Here is a 4,231-nt window from a genome sequence, read left to right on the forward strand (position 1 = left end):
GGTTCGAGTCCCCTACGGGTCACCATTTTTACTCCCATGGAGGCTTAGCTCAGCTGGGAGAGCATCTGCCTTACAAGCAGAGGGTCGGCGGTTCGATCCCGTCAGCCTCCACCATTTTACCTTTTCAGATGAAAAAGGAATGTTATCATTTCCTCTGGGAATAATAAAATATCATGCTAGTAGTGTCGCGGGGTGGAGCAGCCCGGTAGCTCGTCGGGCTCATAACCCGAAGGCCGCAGGTTCAAATCCTGCCCCCGCAACCAACCTCTTACTAAGAGGTGTTTTACATAGTGTGGAGCTGTGGTGTAGTGGCCCAACATGCCTGCCTGTCACGCAGGAGACCGCGGGTTCGAATCCCGTCAGCTCCGCCATTTTTTGATTATTTAGACATGAGTCATTAGCTCAGTTGGTAGAGCACCTGACTTTTAATCAGGGTGTCGTAGGTTCGAATCCTACATGACTCACCATTTGCTTTATTTATAGCATGCGCGTATGGCGGAATTGGCAGACGCACTAGACTTAGGATCTAGCGGGCGACCGTGGGGGTTCAAGTCCCTCTACGCGCATCCAAACAAACAAAAAAAGCTTTCTTTTACCTTTTAAATAAGGTTAAGAGAAAGCTTTTTTTTGCGTACAGGCATATCAAATTTTGGTTGACATTGATTATTATTATCACTAATATCAAGAGGTAGTGATTTACGTGAATAGCGGGAGGAGATCGCATTTGAAAACGATTAAATACTGCTGCAGAAATGAGAAATTCGGATCCAAACAAATATATAAATCCATTAAGAATGAATTCCCTGATTTGAAGCAGAAGAAGAAAGACTGCCTTGGCAATTGCAGACATTGCAAGAAAGAGTGTATTGCGATGATTGGCAAGAAGAAATTGCTTTGCGCGGAGTCACCCGATCATCTGTATGCACAACTTAAGGAAATCATCACGGCATCTAAGGCCAAAAGCGTGACAGCTTGAACATTGATCTGCTAAAATTGTTAATTCCGTTTGTATTTCTATGCACAATTCTGGTAATCTTGTATGTATGGGGAATACGCAAAAGATAACCATACAGAAAGGTGTGTGCACAGATGTTAAACGATACACTAACCGAAGCGCTCAATGAGCAGATGAATTATGAGTTTTACTCCGCGCACGTCTACTTAGCTATTGCTGGTTATTGCGCTGCGGAAAGCTTGGACGGGTTTTCGAATTTTTTTAAAGTACAAGCCGAAGAAGAGAAGTTTCATGCAATGAAAATTTTCAAGTTCATTAACGACCGTGGGAAAAAGGTCAATTTTGCAGGCATGAATACGCCAGTGAATCAATATGAGTCGATTTTGGATGCTTTTGAGCATGCTTATCTGCATGAGCAAGAAGTGACCAAGCGCATTTACCACCTATCCGACTTAGCGTTGAACGATCGAGAGCATGCGACGATGCAGTTCTTGAAATGGTTCATTGATGAGCAGGTAGAGGAAGAAGCGATGTTCGACAGTATTATTAATAAATTGAAGCGCATTGATAAAGACAGCAATGCTTTCTATATGTTGGATGCTGAATTTGCACAACGCTCGTTTACCCCACCAGCTGCGGAATAATTACATATTCTAATATGAGACCCAAAACTTACTCTTTTCGCAAATTTGCGAGAGGTAAGTTTTTTCTATTTGCTGACATACGGGTGTCAGGGTTTATTTTGTATAGTAGTAGAAAAAAGAATGGAAGTGCACCTATGGACAAATTAGATTTAGCTAAAACGTATAAAACTTATTACTCCGCGCCAGCGAAGCCACAGTTGGTTGAATTTGAACCTATCTCCTATGTCACACTTGTAGGCAAAGGAGATCCCAATGGTGCGGTCTTTGCTAGCGCCACAGAAGCGCTGTATACGGTCGCCTTCGGGGTTAAGGGTATTTTCAAGAAGCTGGAGAAAGACTTCACAGTGGCCAAGCTGGAGGGGCAGTGGTGGGTGGATGGTGATCCTAGAATGGCACTTGAGGTACCGAAGGAGGAGTGGCACTGGAAGCTGCTGATTCGTATGCCAGCCTATGTCACTGCTGAGGACGTAGAAGTAGCACGCAGCGCTGCCGCCGCCAAGAAAAAAGAGCTTAAGGTAATCTCCAATGTTGCGTATGAAACTTTGCATGAGGGACACTGTGTCCAGATGCTGCACGTGGGTCCGTATGCAACAGAACCAGAAACATTGGCGCAGATGGAGCATTTTATAGAACAAAATCAGCTCAGCTATTGTGGACTTCATCATGAGATTTACTTATCCGACCCAAGGAAGATAGACCCTGCGAAAATGAAAACAATTTTGCGATATCCGGTTCAAGCGATAGAAGTGGTGAAGGGGTGAATTTTGCTGTAAAATAGAACATAATGTCGAGAAGCGTGGCACGGGGAGGGATTTCGGATGCAAAAACATTATAGGATTGCGATCGGACAAGCACTGGTTGTCCTTATCATCTCGTTTGTGTTCTTGTATCCGGCACCTGTTGCTCATGCATCTTGGTTGGATCGGGTCAAAGAAATCTATCAACTGCCAAGCAATGTCGAGCAGATCCAGAAGGATTATGAGGCTACCAAGCAGCAATTAGAAGAACAAAAAGACAAGCTTTCGGAAGCCGTCCGGCAGTCCCAAGAGATCCAGGATCGTCTCCTTAGCCAAAACGAGGCGCTTAAGAAGGATAACGAGCAGTTGCAAGAGCGACTGAAAGCTATGGAGCAAGTTGCGCAGGATAAAGAGAAGCGAAATCAAAAAATAACGTACATGGTGATTACTGCAGCAGCGCTTGTTTTGGGCTATTTTTTGCTAGGACGAGTGCTTCGTATCATTGTTTGGCGTAGGAAGAAGCGAGGGATGCGTTAGCAGGCAGGGATGAGGAGGTAGGGGTATGGAGGTCATCTTTGAAAATGCAAGCTTACAAGCAAGGATGGCTACGCTTCAGCTGAAACAAGGCGAGTCTGTGCATGTGCTGCATCCCAACCAAATTGTCGCGTTCCAAGGAATGCCTGAGCTTAGAGAAGATGCTTTAATGAAGCTGCCCGGTATGTATCGTAAAAAGCGTTTGATCCAATCTCGCGTAAGCGGACCAGGCCAATTGCTGATGGGGCTGCCAGAAGCGTATAGCTTGGCTGTGGTGCCTTTGAAAGCCGAAGACGACCTCTTGTTTGAGTTTCGTCATGTCTTGTTCTATACGGAGGGTGTGAGTTTCACAACGCATCTGCAGAGCGTCAAGAATACGTTGATCACACAAGATCTTGTCAAAATGCAATTTCATGGCCCCGGTACGCTAGGTCTTTTGACTGCGGGTCCTTTGCATCAGATGGAGTTAGATCCTAAGCAGCCTTTGTTTATTGATGTCAGCTGTCTTGTTGCGTATCCGCGGCAGGCAAAACTGCGACTGTGTGTTTACGGCAATACACTGGCTAGTCAGCATATGAACTATCACTGGGAGATCACAGGGCATGGGCATGTGCTGATGCAGCCTTGCAAGCCTGATCCCAAATTGGACGAGCATATGAAATCAGATAGCTTGCTGCGCCGAATAGCACGGGAAGTGCTGCCATTTGGCGGAGTTTTCATTAAATAAATAAAAGAATGAAAAAATAGTTGCATTTGTTTTGAATACCTGATATATTATTTCTTGTCGCCTCCGAGAAACACTTACGGAGCGAGTGAGAAATACCGTATGCGGAAGTGGCTCAGCGGTAGAGCATCGCCTTGCCAAGGCGAGGGTCGCGGGTTCGATCCCCGTCTTCCGCTCCAATATTTGCGCCCTTAGCTCAGCTGGATAGAGTATTTGACTACGAATCAAAAGGTCGGGAGTTCGAATCTCTCAGGGCGCGCCATTTACACTTTAACTTCACTACGGGACGTAGCTCAGCTTGGTAGAGCACCTGCTTTGGGAGCAGGGGGTCGCATGTTCAAATCGTGTCGTCCCGACCACTTAGTTAATTTTAATATGCGGGCGTAGTTTAATGGTAGAACTTCAGCCTTCCAAGCTGATCGCGTGGGTTCGATTCCCATCGCCCGCTTAAATAAAAAGGACCACCTTCGGGTGGTCTTTTTTTATTTAAGCAAGACTGGGAAGAGAACCCTAGAGGGTTCGACCGTCCGTGCACACATCTGTGAATAGGCCTAAGTAGGACGAGCGTCCAAATATACCACTAGTTGCTTCCGTAGGAAGCTGTAAAAATAAGCATTTGGAGTATTCCCATCGCCCG

5 protein-coding genes and 9 tRNA genes are annotated in these 4,231 nt (G+C 45.7%); all 14 read left to right on the plus strand.

The window, feature by feature from the left end:
* Nucleotides 1-38: 38 nt before the first annotated feature.
* The 14 genes from AC58UX_RS32525 to AC58UX_RS32590 all read left to right on the plus strand — a co-directional run bounded on the left by AC58UX_RS32525 (nucleotide 39) and on the right by AC58UX_RS32590 (nucleotide 4,042).
* Nucleotides 39-114, plus strand: a tRNA-Val gene (locus AC58UX_RS32525).
* A gap of 72 nt (nucleotides 115-186) precedes the next feature.
* Nucleotides 187-263: transfer RNA gene (locus AC58UX_RS32530), tRNA-Met, on the plus strand.
* A 31-nt stretch (nucleotides 264-294) separates the two neighbouring features.
* Nucleotides 295-371: transfer RNA gene (locus AC58UX_RS32535), tRNA-Asp, on the plus strand.
* Nucleotides 372-391: 20 nt separating this feature from the next.
* A tRNA-Lys gene (locus AC58UX_RS32540) sits at nucleotides 392-467 on the plus strand.
* Nucleotides 468-486: 19 nt separating this feature from the next.
* Nucleotides 487-566, plus strand: a tRNA-Leu gene (locus AC58UX_RS32545).
* A gap of 158 nt (nucleotides 567-724) precedes the next feature.
* A complete protein-coding gene (locus tag AC58UX_RS32550; protein WP_497260155.1) occupies nucleotides 725-976 on the plus strand; it encodes a DUF1450 domain-containing protein in 252 nt (83 codons plus the stop codon).
* A 113-nt stretch (nucleotides 977-1,089) separates the two neighbouring features.
* Entirely contained in the window at nucleotides 1,090-1,599 is a 510-nt protein-coding gene (locus AC58UX_RS32555; RefSeq protein ID WP_497260156.1) for a ferritin, read from the plus strand.
* A 134-nt stretch (nucleotides 1,600-1,733) separates the two neighbouring features.
* Nucleotides 1,734-2,360: a GyrI-like domain-containing protein gene (locus AC58UX_RS32560; RefSeq protein ID WP_497260157.1), complete on the plus strand. Its 627-nt coding sequence runs from the start codon at nucleotides 1,734-1,736 to the stop codon at nucleotides 2,358-2,360.
* A gap of 57 nt (nucleotides 2,361-2,417) precedes the next feature.
* Nucleotides 2,418-2,873 (plus strand): SH3 domain-containing protein, encoded by a 456-nt coding sequence (locus AC58UX_RS32565; RefSeq protein ID WP_497260158.1) that lies wholly within the window; start codon nucleotides 2,418-2,420, stop codon nucleotides 2,871-2,873.
* Nucleotides 2,874-2,898: 25 nt separating this feature from the next.
* Nucleotides 2,899-3,597, plus strand: a complete 699-nt coding sequence (locus AC58UX_RS32570) for an AIM24 family protein (RefSeq protein ID WP_497260159.1) — start codon at nucleotides 2,899-2,901, stop codon at nucleotides 3,595-3,597.
* A 101-nt stretch (nucleotides 3,598-3,698) separates the two neighbouring features.
* Nucleotides 3,699-3,773 (plus strand) — tRNA-Gly (locus tag AC58UX_RS32575).
* A gap of 6 nt (nucleotides 3,774-3,779) precedes the next feature.
* A tRNA-Arg gene (locus AC58UX_RS32580) sits at nucleotides 3,780-3,856 on the plus strand.
* Nucleotides 3,857-3,876: 20 nt separating this feature from the next.
* Nucleotides 3,877-3,953 (plus strand) — tRNA-Pro (locus tag AC58UX_RS32585).
* 18 nt (nucleotides 3,954-3,971) lie between these two features.
* A tRNA-Gly gene (locus AC58UX_RS32590) sits at nucleotides 3,972-4,042 on the plus strand.
* Nucleotides 4,043-4,231 lie beyond the last annotated feature (189 nt).

It is taken from the genome of Paenibacillus sp. J22P90, assembly GCF_059692195.1.